General features: G+C 74.7%; 16 protein-coding genes and 1 riboswitch. Of the genes, 2 read left to right on the plus strand and 14 right to left on the minus strand.

Going from position 1 to position 20,149, the window contains the following annotated elements; genetic code table 11:
• The first annotated feature begins 131 nt into the window (after positions 1 to 131).
• Positions 132 to 1,082, plus strand: coding sequence for an SCO1860 family LAETG-anchored protein (locus tag ACFRIC_RS35000; RefSeq protein WP_382794552.1), 951 nt, complete (start codon positions 132 to 134; stop codon positions 1,080 to 1,082).
• A gap of 123 nt (positions 1,083 to 1,205) precedes the next feature.
• On the opposite strand, the gene cobC is transcribed toward ACFRIC_RS35000, so the two are convergent.
• From cobC to cobM, 6 genes are read right to left on the minus strand one after another with little or no spacing between them, the layout of a single operon-like run.
• Positions 1,206 to 2,372: an Rv2231c family pyridoxal phosphate-dependent protein CobC gene (gene cobC, locus ACFRIC_RS35005; protein WP_382794554.1), complete on the minus strand. Its 1,167-nt coding sequence runs from the start codon at positions 2,370 to 2,372 to the stop codon at positions 1,206 to 1,208.
• Positions 2,362 to 3,315: a sirohydrochlorin chelatase gene (locus ACFRIC_RS35010; RefSeq protein WP_382794556.1), complete on the minus strand. Its 954-nt coding sequence runs from the start codon at positions 3,313 to 3,315 to the stop codon at positions 2,362 to 2,364. The genes cobC and ACFRIC_RS35010 overlap by 11 nt, the downstream gene beginning before the upstream one ends.
• The gene (locus ACFRIC_RS35015) at positions 3,312 to 3,635 is read right to left on the minus strand and encodes a hypothetical protein (RefSeq protein WP_382794559.1); all 324 of its coding nucleotides are present in this window, start codon (positions 3,633 to 3,635) and stop codon (positions 3,312 to 3,314) included. The genes ACFRIC_RS35010 and ACFRIC_RS35015 overlap by 4 nt, the downstream gene beginning before the upstream one ends.
• Entirely contained in the window at positions 3,632 to 5,338 is a 1,707-nt protein-coding gene (gene cobJ / locus ACFRIC_RS35020; protein WP_382794562.1) for a precorrin-3B C(17)-methyltransferase, read from the minus strand. The genes ACFRIC_RS35015 and cobJ overlap by 4 nt, the downstream gene beginning before the upstream one ends.
• Positions 5,335 to 6,603, minus strand: coding sequence for a precorrin-6y C5,15-methyltransferase (decarboxylating) subunit CbiE (cbiE, locus tag ACFRIC_RS35025; protein ID WP_382794762.1), 1,269 nt, complete (start codon positions 6,601 to 6,603; stop codon positions 5,335 to 5,337). Before cbiE ends, cobJ begins: the two co-directional genes overlap by 4 nt.
• Before the next feature lie 56 nt (positions 6,604 to 6,659).
• Positions 6,660 to 7,505: a precorrin-4 C(11)-methyltransferase gene (gene cobM, locus ACFRIC_RS35030; RefSeq protein ID WP_382794565.1), complete on the minus strand. Its 846-nt coding sequence runs from the start codon at positions 7,503 to 7,505 to the stop codon at positions 6,660 to 6,662.
• A 134-nt stretch (positions 7,506 to 7,639) separates the two neighbouring features.
• Here cobM and ACFRIC_RS35035 point away from each other — a divergent pair, with 134 nt between their 5' ends.
• A complete protein-coding gene (locus ACFRIC_RS35035) occupies positions 7,640 to 8,368 on the plus strand; it encodes a ZIP family metal transporter (RefSeq protein ID WP_382794569.1) in 729 nt (242 codons plus the stop codon).
• 83 nt (positions 8,369 to 8,451) lie between these two features.
• Here the strand turns inward: ACFRIC_RS35035 and cobI are convergent, their stop codons facing one another.
• From cobI to ACFRIC_RS35075, 8 genes are all read right to left on the minus strand, one after another.
• The gene (cobI, locus tag ACFRIC_RS35040; protein ID WP_382794572.1) at positions 8,452 to 9,201 is read right to left on the minus strand and encodes a precorrin-2 C(20)-methyltransferase; all 750 of its coding nucleotides are present in this window, start codon (positions 9,199 to 9,201) and stop codon (positions 8,452 to 8,454) included.
• A complete protein-coding gene (locus ACFRIC_RS35045; RefSeq protein ID WP_382794575.1) occupies positions 9,198 to 10,703 on the minus strand; it encodes a cobyrinate a,c-diamide synthase in 1,506 nt (501 codons plus the stop codon). The genes cobI and ACFRIC_RS35045 overlap by 4 nt, the downstream gene beginning before the upstream one ends.
• Positions 10,697 to 11,296, minus strand: coding sequence for a cob(I)yrinic acid a,c-diamide adenosyltransferase (gene cobO, locus ACFRIC_RS35050; RefSeq protein WP_382794577.1), 600 nt, complete (start codon positions 11,294 to 11,296; stop codon positions 10,697 to 10,699). The genes ACFRIC_RS35045 and cobO overlap by 7 nt, the downstream gene beginning before the upstream one ends.
• The gene (locus tag ACFRIC_RS35055) at positions 11,296 to 13,335 is read right to left on the minus strand and encodes a putative cobaltochelatase (protein WP_382794580.1); all 2,040 of its coding nucleotides are present in this window, start codon (positions 13,333 to 13,335) and stop codon (positions 11,296 to 11,298) included. The genes cobO and ACFRIC_RS35055 overlap by 1 nt, the downstream gene beginning before the upstream one ends.
• The gene (gene cobN / locus ACFRIC_RS35060) at positions 13,332 to 16,985 is read right to left on the minus strand and encodes a cobaltochelatase subunit CobN (RefSeq protein ID WP_382794583.1); all 3,654 of its coding nucleotides are present in this window, start codon (positions 16,983 to 16,985) and stop codon (positions 13,332 to 13,334) included. Before cobN ends, ACFRIC_RS35055 begins: the two co-directional genes overlap by 4 nt.
• On the minus strand, positions 16,982 to 18,577 hold the full coding sequence (locus ACFRIC_RS35065) for a cobyric acid synthase (RefSeq protein ID WP_382794586.1): 1,596 nt from the start codon (positions 18,575 to 18,577) through the stop codon (positions 16,982 to 16,984). Before ACFRIC_RS35065 ends, cobN begins: the two co-directional genes overlap by 4 nt.
• The gene (locus ACFRIC_RS35070) at positions 18,574 to 19,545 is read right to left on the minus strand and encodes a cobalamin biosynthesis protein (RefSeq protein ID WP_382794590.1); all 972 of its coding nucleotides are present in this window, start codon (positions 19,543 to 19,545) and stop codon (positions 18,574 to 18,576) included. The genes ACFRIC_RS35065 and ACFRIC_RS35070 overlap by 4 nt, the downstream gene beginning before the upstream one ends.
• A 105-nt stretch (positions 19,546 to 19,650) precedes the next feature.
• Positions 19,651 to 19,794: riboswitch (cobalamin riboswitch) on the minus strand.
• Positions 19,795 to 19,927: 133 nt separating this feature from the next.
• Complete coding sequence (locus ACFRIC_RS35075; RefSeq protein ID WP_326788553.1) at positions 19,928 to 20,146, minus strand: hypothetical protein; 219 nt, start codon at positions 20,144 to 20,146, stop codon at positions 19,928 to 19,930.
• Positions 20,147 to 20,149 lie beyond the last annotated feature (3 nt).

A 20,149-nucleotide genomic window follows, 5' to 3' on the forward strand; every position in this document is an offset into this window, starting at 1 on the left:
CTGTGCCCCCGGATTCGAAGACGTGCGCGGAAACCCCACGAAGGAGTGAACTCACGTCAGGTACCTGACTGTTCACTCTCAGTGCGTAATTCTTTCCGGGTCCCAGGCTTTCTCCTATGGGGGTCCCACCCTTGAACAGCATCAACCACCGCATGCCCGCGCGCCGTCTCGCCGTCACCGCGGCCGCCACCGTCCTCGCCGCGGGTCCCGCCGCGCTGGCCGGCGCGGGCCCCGCCCACGCGACCGGTGACCACGGCCGCGCGAGCGCCGTCGTGCTCCGCACCGGACTCGACGTGTCCCTCCTCAAGAAGACCGTGGACGTCCCGCTCGCGGTCTCCCTGAACGAGGTGCAGGCGCCGCAGAGTGCCGAGAAGACCGCGCTCACCGCCGAGTTGGACGGCGTCGACCACGGACGTCCGTTCAGCGTGCTGCGCGCCGAGGTCGCCACCGCCGAGGCCACCGTCTCCGCGGAGAAGGCCGAGGGCTCGACTCGTCTCGCGCATGCCGCCGTCCATGTCCCCGGGCTGCCGCTGCTCTCGCTCATCGAGGTCCAGGAAGTGACCTCGAAGGCGACCTGCGAGGCGGGCAAGAAGCCCGTCGCCACCGCGAATCTGCTGGGATCCGTCACCGTTCTCGGCAAGAAGGTCACCCTGACGACGGGCGGCCCGACGCACGTGACGGTCCCCGGCGTCGGCGAGGTGCGGCTCGATCTCTCCAGGACCGAGACCACCTCCCGTACGGCCGCGGCCACCGCGCTCGAACTGAACGTGTCCGTCGACCCGTTGAAGCTGGGTGTGGCCCAGGTCGAGGGCACGGTCACCCTGGCGAAGGCCACCTGCGCATCGCCGGACGCGCCCGCTCAGGAGGCCGCGCCGGCCAGTCCCTCGGCGACCACCCCGGCCAGTCCCTCGGCGGCCGCCGCCGAGCCGTCGGCCGAGGCGAGCCCGCAGGGCGGTCGCGAGGAGGGAGACCTCGCCGAGACCGGGAGCAGCTCGATGACGCCGTACCTGGCGGGCGGCGCGGCGGCCCTGCTCGCCGCGGGCGCCGGAGCGGTCGCCCTCTCCCGCCGCCGCAGGAGCTGACGCCCGCTCTTCCCGCCGTGCGCCGGAGGCGCCGAACGGGGGCGGCCCGCCCCGGGGTCAGGGGGCCGGGGCGAGGGGGCCGGGGCCAGGAGGTTCGGGGTCAGGGGGTCCGGGGCCCGGCCGTCAGGCCGAGAAGGGCGCTCGCGGGGGCTCGGGGCGCGGGCCGGACGGGGGCGGCGGGGGCTGACGGGGCGGAACGATCCCCGTGCCGCCGTCCCCGGCGACGGTCATCGCCCGGTCCAGGGCCTGGAGGAACCGGTTGACCGTCGTCCGGTCCCGTACCGCGATGCGCAGCCACTCGTCACCGAGCCCGGGGAACGTGTCCCCGCGCCGCACCGCGAAGCCGAGATCGCGCAGCGCGCGCCGCACCCCGGCGGCCCGCGGCAGCCGGACCAGCACGAACGAGCTCTCGGCCGGCTCCACCACGGCCAGCCCGTCGGTGCAGGCGAACTCCCGCAGCCCCGCCACCAGATGGTCGCGGTCCTTGGCGATCCGCCGAGCCGCGTGCGCCGCCTCCGCGAGCGCCTGCGGGGACACGCACGCCTCCGCCGCCGCGAGCGCGGGCGTGGCCACCGGCCAGAGCGGCTGAGCGCGCTCCAGCCGGGCGATGGTCCCGGCGTCGGCGAGCACGTATCCGATCCGCAGCCCGGCGAGGCCCCACGTCTTCGTGAGACTGCGCAGCACGACGAGACCGGGTACGTCCGTCCGCCCGGCCAGCGACTCGCGCTCGCCCGGCACCGCGTCCATGAACGCCTCGTCGACCACCAGCACCCGTCCGGGACGGGCCAGTCCGGCCAGCGTCCCGGCCGGGTGCAGCACCGACGTCGGATTGGTCGGGTTGCCGATCACGACGAGATCGGCGTCCTCGGGGACGGCGGCCGGATCGAGCCGGAAGCCGTCCTCCTCCCGCAGCAGGACGCGGCCCACGGTGTGCCCGGCGTCCCGCAGTGCGGCCTCCGGCTCCGTGAACTGCGGATGCACGACGACCGGGCGGCGCACCTCCAGACCGCGCGCGAGCAGCACGAACGCCTCGGCCGCGCCCGCCGTGAGCAGCACCCGCTCCACCGGCAGCCCGTGCCGCGCCGCCACCGCCGCCCGCGCGGCCCGCCCGTCCGGGTAGGCCGCGAGGCTCGGCAAGGAGGCGGCGATCCGGTCCAGCAGCCACGCGGGCGGGGTGTCCGCCCGGACGTTGACGGCCAGATCGGTCAGCTTCGCACCGTCGTCGCGCACCTCGGCGTCCCCGTGGTGCCGCAGATCGTGCCCGCCCTCGGCGGCCTCTTCAGTGGGCATGGGAATGCGTGTGTCCCCCGTGATGGTGGTGCCCGTGTCCGTCGTGGTGCCCGTGTCCGTCATGGTGGCCGTCGTCGTCCGGGTGGAAGTGCGGCTGCTGGGGCAGCCCCACCTTGTCCTCGAAGCCGGGCAGCGCGATGCGGTACACGCAGGAGTCGCAGTTCATCCGCAGATCGCCCGCGACGGCCTCACGGTAGCGCTCCATGACCAGGTCGAGAAGCTCGGGTTCGGGACCGATCACCTCGGCGGAGCCCACCTCGACCCCGGGGTGCGCGGCGGCCCAGTCCTGCGTCTGCCGCCGCACCCGGTCCGGGAGGATGCCCGTGAACAGGAAGTAGGGCAGGACCACGATCCGGCGCGCGCCGAGCTTCACACAGCGGTCGAGACCCGAGGGCACGTCCGGGGCCGCCAGGGACACGAACGCGGTCTCCACACCCGCGTACCCCCGGCCCTCCCACAGCAGCCGCGCCGCCTTGTGCACCTCGGCGTTGGCGTCCGGGTCGGTGGACCCGCGGCCCACGAGCAGCACGGTCACCTCGGCCCGCTCCTCAGGGGTAGTGACGCCGTCGCCGAGGACCTCGTCCAGCCGCCGCTCCAGCACGGCGAGCAGCGACGGATGCGGGCCCAGCGGACGCCCGTAGGTGTAGGAGATCCCGGGGTGCCGCTCCTTCTCGCGGGCCAGCGCCGCCGGGATGTCGCCCTTGGCGTGCCCGGCCGACACCAGCATCAGCGGCACGGCGGCGAAACGCCGTACGCCCTGTCCGACGAGTTCGCCGACGGCTTCGCCCAGCGGCGGCGGCGACAGCTCGATGAACCCGCCGGCGACGGGCAGTTCGGGATGGCGGCGGCCCAACTCCCGTACGAAGGAACGGAAGGCCTCGGCTCCGGCCTCGTCCCGGGTGCCGTGTCCGGCGATGAGCAGGGCGGGGGGAGGGGTGGTCACGATGTCTCCTCGGCGGCGGCGTCGGCCGCGGTGGTCGTCGAGGCCTGGTGGGCCTCAGGGGTCGTCGAGGCCCGGTCGGTCCGGGCCGTCTTCTCGAGGGCCGGGTGGGCCCGGGCGGTCTTCTTCTTCGAGGCCTGGTAGGCCCCTGGAACAGGGGAGTCCGGAGGGAGTTCCACGCGCAGGATGGCGACGGAACCCCGCGGGCGGGCGCCGGCGGACCCCCGCCCGGGGTGCCGCCCGGCCCGGGTCCCGGTCCGCGCCCGGCTCACGGTCCCGGTCCGCGCCCGGCCCACCGGTCCCACTCGGTTCACCGTTCTCACCGGGGCTCCTTCTGCCAGCGGTAGCCGCGCGGGGTCACCATGCGCCCGGCGATCTCGCGGGTCGCGGTGTTGCCCACGGTCACCACGGTCATCATGTCGACGATTCCCGGATCCAGGGACCCCAGCGTCGTGACCCGGCTCGACTCGTCCGGACGGGAGGCGTTGCGCACCACGCCCACCGGTGTCGACGGCTCCCGGTGCTCCGCGAGGATCGCGAGCGCCTTGGGGAGCTGCCAGTCGCGGCCCCGGCTGCGCGGGTTGTAGAAGGTCACGACGATGTCCGCCTCGGCCGCCGCCCGCACCCGGCGCTCGATGACCTCCCACGGCGTGTGCAGGTCGGACAGGCTGATGGACACATGGTCGTGGCCGAGCGGCGCGCCGAGGATCGCCCCGGCGGCGAGCGCCGCGGTCACCCCCGGCACGCCGACGACGTCGATGTCGTCGGACGCCTCGGCCAGCGCGGGCGACGCCATCGCGTACACGCCGGCGTCGCCGCTGCCGATCAGCGCGACGGCCTGACCGCGGCGGGCCTCGGCGACCGCCGTGCGCGCCCGCTCCTCCTCGGCGCCGAGCCCCGACTCCAGGATCAGCGTGCCGGGCCGCAGCAGGTCACGGATCTGGTCGACGTACTGGTCGAGTCCGACGAGCACCGCGGCCCGCCGCAGTTCCGCCGTCGCCCGCGGGGTGAGCAGATCGCGGGCCCCGGGGCCGAGGCCGACGACCGCGAGCCGCCCGCGCGCGGGCCGGCGCACGACCGCGCAGGTCGCCATCGCGGGCCGCCCGTCCGCCCGTACCGACTTCCGCTTGGGTACGAGGAGTTCGCCGCCGCCGAGCAGCGCGGCGGCCTCCGCCACGGACGGTGTCCCCACCGCGGCGAGCGGCGCGTCGGAGGGGTTGGGGACCGCCACGGCCGCCAGCTCCTCGGCCGTGTACGTGACGACCGGGACCCCGAGCCGTTCGGCGGCCCCGACGATGCCGGGCTCCTCGGACTTGGCGTCCACGGTGGCGAGTCCGGCCACCGACCGCGCTGACAGACCGGCCTCGCGCAGCGCGTCCCGGACCAGATCGAGGACCTCCTCGACGGGCGCGCCCCGGGAGGCGCCGACACCGACGACGAGGGACGGCGGACGCAGGACGACCTCGCGCGCGGCGGTCTCCCCGACCCGGTCGCTCACCCGGACGACAGCGGCTCCCGGCTCCGCGGGACTGCCCACGTTCGGCGGCAGCGCGGGCAGCGGCCAGGGCGACTCCCGCTCCAGCACGACCGGTTCGCCGTCCAGCATGGCCCGCGAGACCCCGGCGAGATCGCCCTCCACCGGCAGGCCGAGCGTGTCGAGACCGGGCACGCCCACCGCGTCGGTCGCCGTCGTCACCACCGGCTCGGCGCCGAGCAACTCGCCCACCTCACGCGCGAGTTCGTTCGCACCGCCCACGTGGCCGCCGACCAGCGACACGGCGAACCGGCCCGCCTCGTCGACGCACACCACCCCGGGGTCCGCCCCCTTGTCGGAGAGCAGGGGCGCGACGAGCCGTACGACCGCGCCCGTGGCGAGGAAGCACACCATCTGGTCGCACTCCGCGAAGGCCCGCCGCACGGCGTCCGCCACGGGCCCGTCGTACACCCGGGTACGCGTGGACCAGGCCGCGGCGAGCCGGTCACGGGCCGCCGCGCCCGCCGCCGTCGCGGAAATCAGGCCGATCACTGGGGAACTCCTTCGGTACGGGCCGGAGGCCGGACGCCCCACAGCACAAAGACGGGGTTGGCCGCCGCGAGCCGGGACACGCCGCCGGGCAGCGGGGCGAGCCGCGAGGACTGCAACAGGACGCCGTCGCAGGTGAATCCCGCGGAGGTGAGCGCCTCACGGGCGGCCGGCACGCGGTCGAGCGAGGCCATCGCGACGACGACGGCACGCCGGGCGCGGCGCGCGCACTCCGTGACGATCCCGGGCAGTTCACGTCCGCCGCCGCCGATGAAGACGGCGTCCGGATCGTGCGGCTCGTCCAGGCCGGACAGCACGGCGGGCGCGGACCCGCGCACGACCCGTACGTCCACGCCGTGCGCCGCCGCGTTGGCGCGGACGCGCTCGCAGCCGTCCGCGGTCCTCTCGACCGCGGTCACCGCGGCGCCGAACCGGGCGCACTCCACGGCGACGGACCCCGAGCCCGCGCCGATGTCCCAGACCAGGTCGCCGAGCCGCGGTCCGAGCCGGGCCAGCGCCAGCGCCCGCACCTCGAACTTGCTGATCATCGAGTCGCGGTGGGCGAACTCGCTCTCCTCCAGGGCCCATCGGTCCGGACCGGCCGCCGGCCCGGCGACGGTCCGGACGGGGGCCAGGGCCCGCGACTCGTCCAGACACACCACGACACCGACCGCCGGACCCCAGTCGCGGGCGGCGGCCTCGGCGGGTGTGACCCGCTCGATCGCCTCGTGGTCCGGATCGCCGAGGGCCCGCGCCACCACCAGGACGCGCTCGGCGCCCGCGTCGGCGAGGGCGGCGCCCAGCTCGGCGGGCCCGGACCCGGGAGCGGTCAGCACCGCCACCTTGGGCCGCGACCGGCAGACCTGGACGGCCGTCCGCAGCTCACGCCCGTGCGCGCTGACCACCACGGCGTCGTCCCAGGGCAGGCCGAGCCGGGCGAAGGCGGTCGCCACGGACGAGACCCCGGGCCGGACGTCCAGCCGCCCGTTCCCGAACCGCTCGGCGAGCGCCCGTACGATCCCGAAGAACCCGGGGTCACCCGAGGCCAGCACCACGACCGGGCCCCCGGGGGCTCCGTCGTCCGTGTACCGCGCGATCCGGTCGAGGGCCGGTGCCAGCGGCCCGAGCACCAGCAGTTCCGCCCGCTCCGGCGTCCGGGCCGCCTCCAGGTGGCGCCGGGCCCCCACGACGAGCCCGGCCCCGGCCAGCGCCTCCTCGGCGTCCGGGGGCAGCGGCGCCCCCGTGCCCGTACCGACGACGGTGATCACGGCGGAGCGGTCCGCGGGACCCGCGGATCCTCCTGCCGCGACGGTCACGTCCACGCTCACGAGGCGGGGCCCTGCGCACTGCCCGCACCGCTCCGGCGGGCGGCGCGCAGCTCGGCGCGCGCCTGCGGGTCGGCCTTGCGGAAGCCGTGGAAATGACCGGGGTGGTAGAGGTGCGAGCGGGTGCCGCTCGCGTCGAGCGCCGGGCCCACCAGGAAGAGCGTGTGCTTCCAGAGCTTGTGCTCCTTGACCGTCTCCTCCAGCGTGCCGACCGTGCACCGCACGATCAGCTCCTCCGGCCAGGTCGCCTGGTAGGCGACCACGACCGGTGTGGTCGTCGGATAGCCGCCCTCCAGCAGCTCCCGCACGAGCTGTCCGCTGCGCGCCGCCGACAGGAACAGCGCCATCGTCGTGCCGTGCCTGGCGAACTCCCGTACGTCCTCGCCGGGAGGCATCGGCGTCTTGCCGCCGCCGAGCCGGGTGAGGATCACCGACTGGGCGACCTCGGGGATCGTCAGCTCGCGCTGCGCGATCGCGGCCACCGCGGAGAAGGACGAGACGCCGGGCACGATCTCGGTGTCGATGCCGAGCTCGGCGCACCGGTCGACCTGCTCCTGCGTACCGCCCCACAGGGCCGGGTCGCCGGAGTGGATCCGCGCCACCCGCAGGCCCTCGGCACGGGCCCGTTCGTAGACGGCGACGACGTCCTCCAGCGACATCGTCGCCGAGTCGAGGATCTCCGCGTCCTCGCGCGCGTGGCCGAGGACCTCGGCCTGCACCAGGCTGGCCGCCCAGATCACGACGTCGGCCTCGGCGATGGCGCGCGCGGCGCGGAAGGTCAGCAGGTCGGCGGCGCCGGGGCCGGCACCGACGAAGGTCACTTTGCCGGTGGGGGCATCGGCCATGGGAATCGGTCCTCTCCTACGGGTCCTACGGGACATCAGGGGCGTGGCACATCGGGGGTGCCGTGAACGCTTCGGGGGGCGCGGGGCCGTCGCCCGATGTGCGCGCACGGGGGTGCATCGGATAGCAAGGGCCTATGGCGGTCCTCGTCGCGCTCGGCGCGTTCCTGATGACGCTGGTCGGCGGCTGGACCGCGCAGCGGGTGACCGACCGCCGTCATCTGGTGCTCGGCCTGGCCGGTGGCCTGATGCTCGGCGTGGTCGGCCTCGATCTGCTGCCGGAGGCGCTGGCCGCGGCGGGCACCGAGGTGTTCGGCGTACCGGCCGCGCTGCTCCTGTTCGTGGCCGGCTTCCTGCTGGCCCATCTGGTCGAACGGCTCCTCGCCCACCGCCAGGCCGCGCACGGCGGTGAGGAGCACGCCGGACGCGCGCCCGAGGTGGGCCTCACGGCGGCGGCCGCCATGGTCGGCCACAGCGCGATGGACGGCGTGGCGATCGGCGCCGCCTTCCAGGTGGGCGGCGGGATGGGGCTGGCGGTGTCCCTCGCGGTGATCGCCCACGACTTCGCCGACGGCTTCAACACGTACACGATCACGAGCCTGTACGGGAACGCCCGCCGCAAGGCGCTGTTCATGCTGTACGCGGACGCGGCGGCCCCGATGATCGGCGCGGCCTCGACGCTGTTCTTCACCATCCCCGAGCGGCTGCTCGGCGGCTACCTCGGCCTCTTCGGCGGCGTACTCCTCTACCTCGCCGCCGCCGAGATCCTCCCGGAGGCACACCACGAGCACCCCGCCCGCTCGACCCTGCTGTGCACGGTCGCGGGCGTGGCCTTCATCTGGCTGGTGGTGGGCCTCGCGGGCTGAGCCGGGACGGTCCGCCGGGTGCGACGGAAGCCCCGCGGGCGGAAGCCCCGCCGGGCGGGCCGGGCGGCCCGGGCGGGCGCGGGTCACAGCTTTCCGCCGCGGGTCCCGTCGCGGCGCGCGGGCGCGATGAGCGTCGAGAGGTACGGCAGCGGCTCGCCGTCGAGGTCGGCCGCGGAGCGGATCGACTCGTCCTCCAGGCCGAGGGCCGACCCCCAGACGGCGTCGTCGATCCGTCCGCTGTCCCGCAGCGCCTCGGCCACCTCGGCGGCCTGCCGTCCGAACTTGTACGCGACCACCGTGCCGGGCCCGTTCAGCGCGTCCTTGAGCACGGCCGCGCCCGCGGTCACCGGGACGAGCGTGAGCGGCTCGGTCCCCTCGGTGAGGACGGCACCCGACCGCGCGGCGAGGTCCTGCATGGCGGTGATGCCGGGCACGGTCTCCACGACCGTGCCGGGAACCAGCTCCCCGATCGTGTGGGCGAGATACGTGAACGTCGAGTACACGTTGGGGTCGCCGATGGTGGCGAAGGCGACCGTGCCGTGCAGGCGGAGCAGGCCCGCGACCCGCTCACCCGCCGCGTCCCAGGCCGCCTCGCGCCGCGCCCGGTCGCTGCGCTCGTTGAGCGCGAACACCACCCGGACGACCTTCTCCTCGGGCACGTAGTGCAGGACGGTCGCCTCGGCCCGGCCGCGCTCTCCGCCGTCCTTCCCGTCCGGTGCGGCCATGACGGGTACGACGACGACGTCCGCGGCGCGCAGGGCGTTGACGCCCTTGACGGTCACCAGCTCCGGATCGCCGGGGCCGACCCCGACCCCGATCAGCTTGCTGCTCATGACGTCAGGCACCTCTCGACGAACCGACGGGCCACACCGGGCTCGGACGCCCAGTGCGTGTGCAGATAACTCGCGTGCAGGCCCTGCTGCACGAAACCTTCGACGCGCCGCTCGGGGGCGCGCATCCCCCAGGCGGGAGCGGGCCCGGCGCCGGGCTCCACGACCGTGCGGTGGAACTCGTGCCCGCGCATCCGGGTGCCGGCCGGGGCGAGCACGCTGTCGCCGAGGGCCACGGCGTCCCGGTAGCCGAGGGTGAGCCGCTCGCTCATCCGCGCGGTCGCGTCGAGCACCCCGCACATCGGCCGTCCGTCCAGTTCCCGGCACAGATAGAGCAGCCCGGCGCACTCGGCGGCCACCGGGGCGCCCGACTCCGCGAGGGCGGCGACGGCCTTGCGCAGCGGTTCGTTGGCGGACAGCTCGGCCGCGTACACCTCGGGGAAGCCGCCGCCGATCACCAACCCGCTTGTCCCGTCCGGCAGTTGTCCATCGCGGAGCGGATCGAAGGTGACGACCTCGGCACCGGCGGCGGCGAGCAGTTCGGTGTGCTCGGCGTAGGAGAAGGTGAACGCCTCCCCGCCGGCGACGGCGACCACGGGCGCCCGCTGCCCGAGGGGCCGGCCGGTGGCCCTGGTCGCGCCCGCGACGGCCACCCGCGGCCTCCGCTGTCCGGCCGGGAGGCCGGTGGCCGCCTCCGCGCCCGCGACAGGCACCGATGGCGCCGGCTTCTCGGCCGGGCGAGCCGGGTGGTCGTGGGTGGGCGAGTCGACGGCCTCCGCCGCGTCCCAGGCCGCGCCCGGCAACGCACCGGCACCGCGCGCCAGCGCGAAGAGCGCGTCCAGGTCGCACCCGGCGGAGACCTGCGCGGCCATGGCGGCGACCGCCGCCACCGCCTCCGCCCGCCGCTCGGCGACCGGCACGAGACCCAGGTGCCGCGACGGCGTGTCCACCTGCGGCGCCCGCCGCAGCACGCCGAGGACCGGCACCCCGGAGGAGTCCAGCGCGTCGCGCAGCAGGTCCTCGTGCCGGTCCGAGGCGACCTTGTTCAGGATCACGCCCCCGATCCGCACCTCGGGATCCCAGGAGGCGAAGCCGTGCACCAGCGCGGCCACGGACCGCGACTGCGAGGACGCGTCGACGACCAGCACGACCGGCGCCCGCAGCAGCTTCGCGACCTGCGCCGTGGACGCGAGCTCTCCCTCGCCCGCGGCCCCGTCGTACAGCCCCATCACGCCCTCGACGACCGCGAGTTCACAGCCGCGCGCCCCGTGGGCGAACAGCGGGCCGATCAGCTCGGTGCCGCACAGGTACGCGTCGAGATTGCGTCCCACGCGTCCCGTGGCGAGCGCGTGATAGCCGGGGTCGATGTAGTCGGGCCCCACCTTGTGCGGGGACACGGCGAGCCCCCGCGCGGAGAAGGCCGCCATCAGCCCCGTGGCGACGGTGGTCTTGCCGCTGCCCGAGGAGGGCGCGGCGACCACCAGCCGGGGAACGGACGTCACCACTCGATGCCCCTCTGGCCCTTCTGGCCGGCGTCCATCGGATGCTTGACCTTGGACATGTCGGTCACGAGATCGGCCAGCTCGACCAGCTTCTCCGGGGCGTTGCGCCCGGTGATCACGACGTGCTGGGTGCCGGGACGCTCCCGCAGCACGGCGACGACCTCGTCGGTGTCGATCCATCCCCAGTGCATCGGGTACGCGAACTCGTCGAGCACGTACAGCTTGTACGTCTCGGCGGCCAGGTCGCGCTTGACCTGCTCCCAGCCCTCGCGGGCCTTCTCCTCGTTGTCCATCTGCGCGTCGCGCTGGACCCAGGACCAGCCCTCGCCCATCTTGTGCCAGTCGACGCTCCCGCCCTCGCCGGAGGCCCCGAGGACGCGCAGCGCGTTCTCCTCGCCGACCTTCCACTTCGCCGACTTGACGAACTGGAACACCCCGATGGGCCACCCCTGGTTCCAGGCGCGCAGCGCGAGCCCGAACGCGGCGGTCGACTTGCCCTTGCCGATCCCCGTGTGCACGACGACCAGCGGCCGGTTACGACGCTGACGGGTCGTCAGGCCGTCGTCCGGTACGACACTCGGCTGCCCCTGCGGCACTACGCGGCCCTCCTCGAAGTCCCCTGCACACCCTGTACGTCCCGCACGAGACCGGCGATGGAGTCGGCCCGCAGCTCGTCCAACGTCACCGCGGTTCCGCCCAGTTCACCGGCGAGCCGGCCGGCGAGGCCGAGCCTGACCGGTCCGCTCTCGCAGTCCACGACCACCGAGGCGACCTGATCGGCCGCGAACAGCCGTGCCGCGCGCCCGGCCAGCGCCACCGGCTCAGGACCGCCCGTGGCGCGCCCGTCGGTCACCACCACGACGAGCGCCCGGCGCGCCGGGTCCCGCAGCCGTTCCACCCGCAGCACCTCGTGGGCCCGCAGCAGTCCGGCCGCGAGCGGGGTCCGCCCGCCCGTCGGCAGCGACTCCAGCCGGGCCGCGGCCGCGTCCACCGAGGAGGTGGGCGGCAGCGCGACCTCGGCGGCCGAGCCGCGGAAGGTCACCAGACCCACCTTGTCCCGCCGCTGGTAGGCGTCGAGCAGCAGCGACAGCACCGCGCCCTTGACCGCGCCCATCCGCTGCCGCGCCGCCATCGAACCTGAGGCGTCCACGACGAACAGCACGAGGTTGCCCTCACGGCCCTCGCGCGTCGCCTGCCGCAGATCGTCCCGCCGTACGACCAGACCGCGGCCCGACCGCCCGCGCGCCCGCTGATGCGGGGCCGCCGCCTGCACGGTCGCCGCCAGGTGCAGCTTGGTCAGCGTTCCCCGGGGCCGTCGTGCCCCGGTCGTGCGGCCGTGCTCGGTCCGCGCCCGCGAGCGCCGCCCGGCCGCGCCCTCGCCGAGCCCCGGCACGCTCAGCATCTTCGTGCGAAAGGGTTCGGCGGCCCGTACGGGGGAGCGCTCGCCGCCCTGTCCGGCCGGTGCCTTCCCCTCGTCCGAGGGCTCGCCCTGCGCCGGGACGTCACCGGCGGGGGTGCCGTCGTCCGGACCGTCCTGGGGCGGCTGCCCGCCCCCGCCGGGCCCGTCCGGGTCCGGGTCCGGGTCGTCGTCGGAGGGGCCCTCACCCGAGGAGTCCCCGTCCGAGCCGCCGAACTCCTCCAGCGTCTCGTCGAGCTTGTCCTCGTCGAGGCCGGGCGCGTCGAAGGGATTGCGGCGCCGCCGGTGCGGCAGCGCGAGCAGCGCCGCCTGCCGCACGTCCTCGGCGATCACCTCGGTCCGTCCCGCCCACGCGGCGAGCGCGGTCGCGGTCCTGGCCATCACGATGTCGGCGCGCATGCCGTCCACCTCGAAGGCGGCGCAGGTCGCCGCGATCTGGCGCAGCGGCCCGTCCCCGAGCCGCACGGAGGGCAGCAGCGCGCGGGCCGCCACGATCCGCGCCCGCACGGCGGCCTCCTCCTCGGCCCAGCGCGCGGCGAAGCCGGCCGGGTCGTCGTCGTGGGCGAGCCTGCGCCGCACGACCTCGACCCGCTGATCGGGTTCGCGCGAGGCGGCCACCTCGACGGTCAGCCCGAACCGGTCGAGCAACTGCGGCCGCAGCTCGCCCTCTTCGGGGTTCATCGTCCCCACCAGCAGGAACCGCGCCGCGTGCCGTACGGAGACACCCTCGCGTTCCACGTACGAGGCGCCCATCGCGGCCGCGTCCAGCAGCAGGTCGACCAGATGGTCGTGGAGCAGGTTGACCTCGTCGACGTACAGGATCCCGCGGTGGGCGTCGGCCAGCAGGCCCGGCTCGAAGGCCTTCACGCCCTCCGCGAGCGCCCGCTCGATGTCCAGGGCGCCCACCAGCCGGTCCTCGGAGGCGCCGACGGGCAACTCGACCATCCGGGCCGGCCGCTGCGCGCCGGTCGCCGCCTCGTGCGGCCCGTCCGGGCAGGCCGGGTCGGCGGCGGCCGGATCGCAGGAGAACCGGCAACCGGGCACGACGGCCACCTCCGGCAGCAGCGCCGAGAGGGCGCGCACCGCCGTCGACTTGGCGGTGCCCTTCTCGCCGCGCACCAGCACACCGCCCACCGCCGGGGAGACGGCGTTCAGCAGCAGCGCGAGCCGCAGGTCGTCCTGGCCGACCACGGCCGTGAACGGGAACGGGGTACTCACTGGTCGTCGCCCTCCAAGTCGCCTTCGAGCTCCAGATAGGTGGCGCGCAGCCGCTCCAGCGTGTCCGCGTCCGGCTCGGCCCACAGACCCCGGTCGGCGGCCTCCAGCAGCCGTTCGGTGATCCCGCGCAGCGCCCAGGGGTTGGACTTCTTCATGAAGTCCCGGTTCTCCGCGTCGAAGACGTACTCCGCGCTGAGCTTCTCGTACATCCAGTCGTCCACGACCCCGGCGGTGGCGTCGTAGCCGAACAGGTAGTCCACGGTCGCCGCCATCTCGAAGGCGCCCTTGTAGCCGTGCCGGCGCATCGCGGCCATCCATCGCGGGTTGACCACCCGGGCCCGGAAGACCCGGTGGGTCTCCTCGCCCAGCGTGCGGGTCTTCACCTGGTCGGGGACGGCCGAGTCGCCGACGTACGCCTCGGGGGAGGCCCCGGTGAGGTGACGGACCATCGCGACCATGCCGCCGTGGTACTGGAAGTAGTCGTCGGCGTCGACGAGGTCGTGCTCGCGGGTGTCGACGTTCTTCGCCGCCACCGCGATCCGCCGGAACGCCGTCTCCATGTCCCCGCGCGCGGCCCGCCCGTCGAGCCCGCGCCCGTACGCGTAGCCGCCCCAGACGGCGTACACCTCGGCGAGGTCGGCGTCCGAGCGCCAGTTGCGGGCGTCGATCAGCGGCAGCAGACCGGCGCCGTACGCGCCCGGCTTGGAGCCGAAGATACGGGCGGTCGCGCGCCGCCGGTCGCCGTGCTCGGCGGTGTCCTCGTCGGCGTGCCTGCGCACGAAGTTCCGCTCGGCGGGCTCGTCCAGCTCGGCGACCGCCCGTACCGCGTCGTCCAGGAGCCCGACCACGTGCGGGAACGCGTCCCGGAAGAACCCGGAGATGCGGACCGTGACGTCGATACGGGGGCGGCCGAGCTCGTCGAGCGGCACGATCTCGAAGCCCGTGACCCGCCGCGAGGCGTCGTCCCACACCGGGCGGCAGCCGAGCAGCGCGAGGATCTCCGCGATGTCGTCGCCCTGGGTGCGCATGGCGGACGTGCCCCACACCGTCAGTCCGACGGACGTCGGGTAGTCGCCGGTGTCCTGGAGGTAGCGCTGCACGAGCGAGTCCGCGAGGGACTGGCCGACCTCCCAGCTCAGCCGGGAGGGAATGGCCTTGGGGTCGACCGAGTAGAAGTTGCGGCCGGTCGGCAGGACGTTGACGAGCCCGCGGGTCGGGGAGCCCGACGGACCCGCCGGGACGTAACCGCCGTCCAGGGCCTTGAGGATGTGCCCGATCTCGTCCGTCGTCCGGGCCAGCCGCGGCACGACCTCGCGGCAGGCGAACTCCAGCACCGCGACGGCGTCGGGGAGTTCGGTACCGAGGACCTCCCGGACGAGCGCCGGGACGGCCGCCGTGTCCCAGCCGCGCTCCTCCATGCCGAGCGCCGCCCGGCGGCAGAGCTGCTCCAGCAGGTCGATCGCGTCGGCCGCCGTACGGTTCGGGCCCGCGACGAGGTCGCTCAGCTCCACCGGCACCTTCACCGGGGCACCCGGCTCGGCCAGCAGCTCCTTCTCCACCAGGCCGAAATGCTCCGCGAGCGCCGCGCGCAGACCGGGCAGCGCGTTCGCCGCGCCGCCCCACACCTGCGAGGCGCGCAGCACCGCGAGCACGAGGTTCACCCGCGGTTCGGCCTCCGGGCCGCCGCCCAGGATGTGCAGACCGTCGCGGATCTGCACGTCCTTGATCTCGCACAGATAGCCGTCGATGTGCATCACGAACTCGTCGAAGTCGCCGTCGTCCGGCTGCTCGTCGACATGCAGGTCGTGGTGGAGCTCGGCCGCCTTGACCAGCGTCCAGATCTGCGCGCGGACCGCCGGGGCCTTCGTCGGGTCCAGGTCGGAGACCAGCGCGTACTCGTCGAGGAGCTGCTCCAGCTTCGCGAGGTCGCCGTAGGTGTCGGCGCGGGCCATCGGCGGCACGAGGTGGTCGACGACGGTGGCGTGCCCCCGCCGCTTGGCCTGGGTTCCCTCACCGGGGTCGTTGACGATGAACGGGTAGACCAGGGGGAGTTCGCCGAGCACGGCGTCGGGCGCGCAGCCGCCGCTGAGCCCGAGCCCCTTGCCCGGCAGCCACTCCATCGTGCCGTGCTTGCCCATGTGCACGACCGCGTCCGCGCCGAAACTGTTCTCCAGCCAGCGGTAGGCGGCCATGTAGTGGTGCGACGGCGGCATGTCGGGGTCGTGGTAGATCGCGATCGGGTTCTCGCCGAAGCCGCGCGGCGGCTGGATCATCACGACGACGTTCCCGAACTCCAGGCAGGCGAGCACGATGTCGTCGCCGTCGACGTAGAGGGAGCCCGGCGGCTCGCCCCAGGCCTCCAGCATGCCCTCGCGCAGCGCCGGGTCGAGGGTGTCGAACCAGGCCCGGTAGTCGGCGAGCGGCACCCGCGCCGGGGCGGCGGCGAGCTGCTCCTCGGTCAGCCACTCGACGTCGTGGCCGCCGGCCGCGATCAGCCGGTGGATCAACTCGTCGCCGTTGTCCGGGTACTGGGTGAGGGCGTAGCCCGCGTCGCGGAGGGCGTCGAGGACCCGAACCGCCGAGGCGGGGGTGTCGAGGCCGACCGCGTTGCCGACGCGCGAGTGCTTGGTCGGGTAGGCGGTGAAGACGATCCCGAGCTTCTTCTCCGCGTTCGGCTTGTGCTTCAACCGCGCGTGCCGCAGGGCGATCCCGGCGACGCGGGCGGCCCGCTCGGGGTCGGCGACGTACACCGGGACGTCGTCGGGGCCCTGCTCCTTGAAGGAGAACGGCACGGTGATCAGACGGCCGTCGAACTCCGGGATGGCGACCTGCATCGCCGCGTCCATCGGGGACAGGGCGGCGTCCGAGGCGTCCCAGGCGCTCTTCGACGAGGTCAGGCAGAGGCCCTGGAGCACCGGGACGTCGAGGTCGGCGAGCGCCCCGATGTCCCAGGCCTCCTCGTCGCCGCCCGCCGACGCCTGCGAGGCGTGCGTGCCGCCGGCGGCCAGGACGGTGGCGACGAGCGCGTCGGCCCGGCCGAGGATCTCGTACAGGCCGGGGTCGGCCCCGCGCAGCGAACCGCAGTACACGGGAAGGGCGTTGGCGCCGCGCGCCTCGATCGCCTCGCACAGCGTGTCCACGAACGCGGTGTTCCCGGACAGTTCGTGCGCCCGGTAGAACAGCACGCCGACCGTCGGCCGGCCCTCGACGTACGCGAACTCGCCGTGGACGCCGAACTCGGCCGTCCGGTGCGGCTCCTCGAAGCCCTCGCCCGTCAGCAGCACGGTGTCGGAGAGGAACCGGGCCAGCTCCCCGAGGTTGGCCGGACCGCCCTCGACGAGATAGCGCAGCGCCTCGGCGACCACGCCCGCGGGCGCCGACGAATCGGCCATCAGCTCGGCGTCCGGGACGGACTCGCCGCCCAGCAGCACGGTCGGGATCCCGGACGCCTTCAGGAAGGCCAGCCCGTCCTCCCAGGCCCGCTTGCCGCCGAGCAGCCGCACGACGGCCAGGTCCGCGCCCTCGACGAGCGCGGGGAGTTCGCCGGTGACGTCCACCCGGGTCGGGTTGCCGATCCGGTAGGCGGCGCCACTGGCACGGGCCGCCAGCAGGTCCGTGTCGGCGGTCGACAACAACAACACTGTGCTCATGCGGGTGCTCCCGGTGGGATGAAGGGCAGTCCTTGCGGCGCGCCGGACTCGATGAGCCGCCACAGCGCGTCCGTGTCCGCGTGTTCCTCGATCAGGTCGCCGAGCCGGTCGAGCTGCTCCTCGCGCAGCGCCGCGAACGACGTGTCGGGGGCCGGCACGAAGCGGCGGCCCGCGGCGGCGGCCACCTCGCGCAGGAAGGCCCGCCGGAATCCGTCCGACTCCAGGGAGCCGTGCCAGTGCGTGCCCCAGACGGAGCCGACCCGGCACCCGTCCAGACCCTGTCCGTGGCCGTCGGACATGAACGGCGTGCCGCCGGTGACCTCGGCGACGCCGTGGTGGATCTCGTACCCCTCGACGGGTTCGCCGAGGGCCTCGCCGACCGGCCGCGCCAGCGTCTTCTCCCGGGCGAACCGCACGCGTACGGGCAGGAGTCCGAGCCCCTCGACCCGGCCGGCGCGCGACTCGACCTCGTCCTCGATGTGCTCGCCGAGGAGCTGGTAGCCGCCGCAGACGCCGAGGACGGGCCGCCCCTCGGCGGCCCGGCGCGCGATGGCGTCCGCGAGGCCGCGCTCGCGCAGCCACCGGAGCGCGTTGACCGTGCCCCGGGTGCCGGGGACGACGACCAGGTCCGCGTCGGCCAGCTCCTCGGCCCGGTCCACGAACCGCACGACGACGCCCGGTTCGGCGGCCAGCGCGTCGACGTCGGTGAAGTTGGACATCAGCGGGATCGCGCAGACGGCGACCCGCAGGACGTCCTCGCCGACGGGGGCGGCGACGGCGGACTCGCGGACGGCGCCGCGCAGCGAGACGCGCAGCCCGTCTTCCTCGTCGATGCCGAGTCCGTGCTGGAAGGGCAGCACGCCGTAGGTGCGCCGCCCGGTCAGGCCGTGCAGCATGTCGAGCCCCGGCTCCAGCAGGCTCACGTCACCGCGGAACTTGTTGACGAGGAATCCGGCGACGAGCGCCTGGTCCTCGGGCGACAGCAGCGCGACGGTCCCGAAGAACGAGGCGAACACCCCGCCCCGGTCGATGTCGCCGACGACGAGCACGGGAAGCCCCGCGTTCCGCGCCACCCCCATGTTCACGATGTCGGTGCGCCGCAGATTGATCTCGGCCGGGCTGCCGGCCCCTTCACAGATCACCGCGTCATACGTGCCCCGCAACTGCGTCAGACAGTCGAGGACGGTGGCGAGGAGTGCTTCCTGGCGCCCCCCGCGCAGCCGGTCCCCGGGCGCCGCGGCGCCCGGCGCGGGGCCCGTCGCGGACCCGGTCGTCCCGAAGAAGCCGCGGGCGCTCATCTCGCCGACCGGCCTGCCCATCAGGACGACCTGACTGCTGCGGTCGCTGCCCGGTTTGAGCAGCACCGGATTCATCAGCGCGGTCGGCTCCACACGGGCGGCCTGCGCCTGCATGGCCTGCGCCCGCCCGATCTCGGCGCCCTCGCGCGTCACGAACGAGTTCAGCGACATGTTCTGGGCCTTGAAGGGCGCGACCTTGACGCCCTGGCGCGCCAGCCACCGGCAGATCCCGGCGGTCACGACGCTCTTGCCCGCGTCCGAGGTGGTCCCGGCGATCAGCAGTCCGCCGCTCATGCGGTGCGCCCCTTCCTGGTGAACGGAACCCGTCCGGCCCCGGTGAGCAGAACCCGCCCGGCGGCGCTCACGCCGAGCGCGAGCCAGCCGACGCGCCGGGAGAGCCGTACGGCCCGTTCGATGTCGTGGACGTGGACGGCGCGCCCCACGCCGTTGAGCACGGGCCGGTGCTCGACCCGTCCGCCGTACGAGAGGGTGCCGCCGAGCCGCACGCCGAGCGTGCCCGCGAACGAGGCCTCCACGGGCCCGGCGTTGGGGCTCGGATGCTTGCGGGCGTCCGCGCGCCAGGCCCGCAGGGCTCCGCGCGGGTCGGGTCCGGCCACGGCCGCGAGGACGGCGGTCAGCCGGGCTCCCGGCCAGCCGGCCAGGTCGTCGAGCCGGGCGGAGGCCCAGCCGTAGCGCCGGTGGCGGGGGGACCTGTGTCCGACCATGGCGTCGAGCGTGTTCACGGCGCGGAAGGCGACGAGTCCGGGCACACCACCGACGGCCCCCCAGACCAGGGCGCCCACGACGGCGTCGGAGGTGTTCTCGGCGACGGACTCGACGACCGCGCGCGCGACGCCGTCGGCGTCCAGCGCCTGCGGATCGCGTCCGCACAGGTGCGGCAGCCGCTCCCGGGCCGCGCCGAGGTCACCGGCCGCGAGCGCGCCGCCGATCGTCCGCGCCTCGTGGCCGAGAGAGGTGCCTCCGACGACGGCCCAGGTGGCGGCGGCGGTCAGGGCGACGGAGGCGGCGGGGGAGCGGCGTACGGCACGGCTCGCCAGCGCGGCCAGTCCGGTGGCGCCGCCGACGCAGACGGCCGTGTGCAGCGCGCCCCACCCGCGGTGGTCGCGCCACAGTGTCCGTTCGACGGTCGCGGCGGCCCGCCCGAAAGCGGCGACCGGATGCCCTCGGCGGGGATCGCCGAGCAGCAGGTCGCCGAGAAGGCCGGCGGCGGCGCCGTACGCGAAGACGCGATCGGCACGCACGGGGTCAGCCGGCCGTGGGGTGGAGCGGAACCCTCGTACTCAGCGAAACGGGCAACGGGCAGCCGCGCATGGCGATATGTCCTCACTCAGGGTGTCCACGCCCTGGTTCGACGAGACCGGCGGTGAGAGTTCCTGGCTCCCGGGGAGTTTCTTCCCCGATGACAGTGGCGGGACCGCGCCGGATTCGCACCGGCTTCCTCTCATGCCGCCGTACTTGGCTCCGGCAGTCCACCACGGGGCGAGAACGGCCGTCAACTGGCTGTTGACCTGCGGAGGGACAGTGTGCGCAGGCCCACATACGCGTGGGGTGCGGGACGGTGATCCGTCCCGCACCCCACGCGCGGTACCGCTCGGCTCGGCCCGGTTCCGGGCCGTCGCCGGGCTACTTGGTGATGATCAGGGAGATGCCGTACGCCACCGCCGCGGCGCAGGCCGCGAAGCAGACGTACGCGCCGGTGGCCGCCGCGACCGCGGAACCGCCCTGGGCGGACTCCTTCTTGGAGAGGCCGGCGACGCCGAGGGTGAAGAGGGCGACGAGGGCCACGGTCACTCCGAGGCTGACCCCGAAGACGGATCCGAGGGCTGACCAGTCGATGCTCATGCT

Origin of the sequence: Streptomyces sp. NPDC056738 (assembly GCF_042790435.1) — a bacterium.
GTDB lineage: Bacteria > Actinomycetota > Actinomycetes > Streptomycetales > Streptomycetaceae > Streptomyces.

Bases quoted from the DNA above. Each gene is read 5' to 3' on its own strand.
- ACFRIC_RS35075 (WP_326788553.1), bottom strand. From the start codon at position 20,146: ATGAGCATCGACTGGTCAGCCCTCGGATCCGTCTTCGGGGTCAGCCTC.
- cobN (WP_382794583.1), bottom strand. From the start codon at position 16,985: ATGAGCACAGTGTTGTTGTTGTCGACCGCCGACACGGACCTGCTGGCG.
- cobM (WP_382794565.1), bottom strand. From the start codon at position 7,505: ATGGCCGATGCCCCCACCGGCAAAGTGACCTTCGTCGGTGCCGGCCCC.
- cobC (WP_382794554.1), bottom strand. From the start codon at position 2,372: ATGCCCACTGAAGAGGCCGCCGAGGGCGGGCACGATCTGCGGCACCAC.
- ACFRIC_RS35065 (WP_382794586.1), bottom strand. From the start codon at position 18,577: ATGAGCGGCGGACTGCTGATCGCCGGGACCACCTCGGACGCGGGCAAG.
- ACFRIC_RS35035 (WP_382794569.1), top strand. From the start codon at position 7,640: ATGGCGGTCCTCGTCGCGCTCGGCGCGTTCCTGATGACGCTGGTCGGC.
- cobI (WP_382794572.1), bottom strand. From the start codon at position 9,201: ATGAGCAGCAAGCTGATCGGGGTCGGGGTCGGCCCCGGCGATCCGGAG.